This window comes from Streptomyces sp. NPDC014882, from assembly GCF_043081325.1.
Lineage (GTDB): Bacteria > Actinomycetota > Actinomycetes > Streptomycetales > Streptomycetaceae > Streptomyces.
In genome coordinates this window covers 1-1338 of record NZ_JBIBWL010000035.1, presented here as the reverse complement: position 1 = coordinate 1338, position 1338 = coordinate 1, and the positions used below count along the sequence as shown (strand labels likewise).

The window sequence follows — 1338 nt, the reverse complement described above, 5'->3', positions numbered from 1 at the left end:
GACGACCGCGGCCGGGACCATGTGCTCCGGCAGCGAGGCCCGCAGCGCTTCCCGCAGCGCCGCCGGGTCCGTGGCCGTGCCGTCGCCGTCCGCCACGACGTAGGCGACGAGGCGGCGGTCGCCGGGGCGGTCCTCGCGGACGGTGACGGCGGCCTGGCGGACGCCGGCCAGGTTGCGGACGGCCGTCTCGACCTCTCCGAGTTCGATGCGGTAGCCGCGGAGTTTGACCTGGTCGTCGGTGCGGCCCAGGTAGGTCAGTTCGCCCGGCGCGGTCCACCGCACCAGGTCTCCGGTGCGGTACATCCGCTCACCCGGCGACCCGAACGGGCACGCGACGAACCGCTCGGCCGTCAGACCCGGCCGGTTCAGGTAGCCGCGCGCCAGCCCCGCACCGGCCACGTACAGCTCACCCGTCACACCCGGGGCGACGGGGCGCAGACCCGCGTCCAGCACGTACGCCCGCGCGTTCGCGATCGGCCCGCCGATGGGCACGCTGTCCGCCGGGGTGGCGGTGAGGGGGGTGCTCATGGTGGCGCAGACGGTGGTTTCGGTGGGGCCGTAGGCGTTGATCATGCGGCGGCCGGGTGCCCAGGCTTCGACGGTCTGCGCGGGGACGGCTTCGCCGGCGGTGACGAGGGTGCTCAGTGTCGGCAGGTCGGAGGGGTCCATGGCGGTGAGGGCGACGGGGGGGATGGTGGCGTGGGTGATGTGCTGGTGGTGGACGGTGTGGGCGAGGTCGGTGCCGGGGCGCAGGTGGTCGGTGGTGGTGGTGATGAGGGTGGCGCCGGCGAGCCAGGTGGTGAAGACCTCGGAGACGGAGGCGTCGAAGCTGGGGGAGGCGAACTGGAGTACTCGGCTGTCGCTGGTGATGGCGAAGCGTTCGATCTGGGCGGAGGCGAGGTTTCCGACGCCGTGGTGGGGGACGACCACGCCCTTGGGGCGGCCGGTCGAGCCCGAGGTGTAGATCACGTAGGCCGGGTGAGACACCTCCAGCGGCGACAGGCGGTCCGCGTCCGTGAGGTCGGTGGCGGTGTGGTGGTCGAGGGGCAGTTCGTGGAGGTGCAGGACGGTGCCGGTGGTGTCGGGGAGGGGGGTCAGGCCGTCGGTGAGGGTGATGACGGGGTGGGCGTCGTGGAGGGTGTAGGTGATGCGTTCGGTGGGGTGGGCGGGGTCGATGGGGAGGAAGGCGGCGCCGGTTTTGAGGACGGCGAGTTCGGCGACGAGGAGGTCGAGGGAGCGGGGCAGGACGAGGGCGACCACGCTCTCGGGTGCGGCGCCGTGGCCGACGAGGTGGCGGGCGAGGCGGTTGGCGCGCTGGTTGAGTTCGTCGTAGGTGAG

Annotated in this window: 1 protein-coding gene; it reads right to left on the bottom strand. The window is 73.0% G+C overall.

The genetic code is table 11. The features are described from left to right. Positions 1 to 1338: amino acid adenylation domain-containing protein (locus tag ACF09K_RS34295; protein ID WP_392249258.1), on the bottom strand; the 1338-nt coding region annotated here is incomplete at both ends.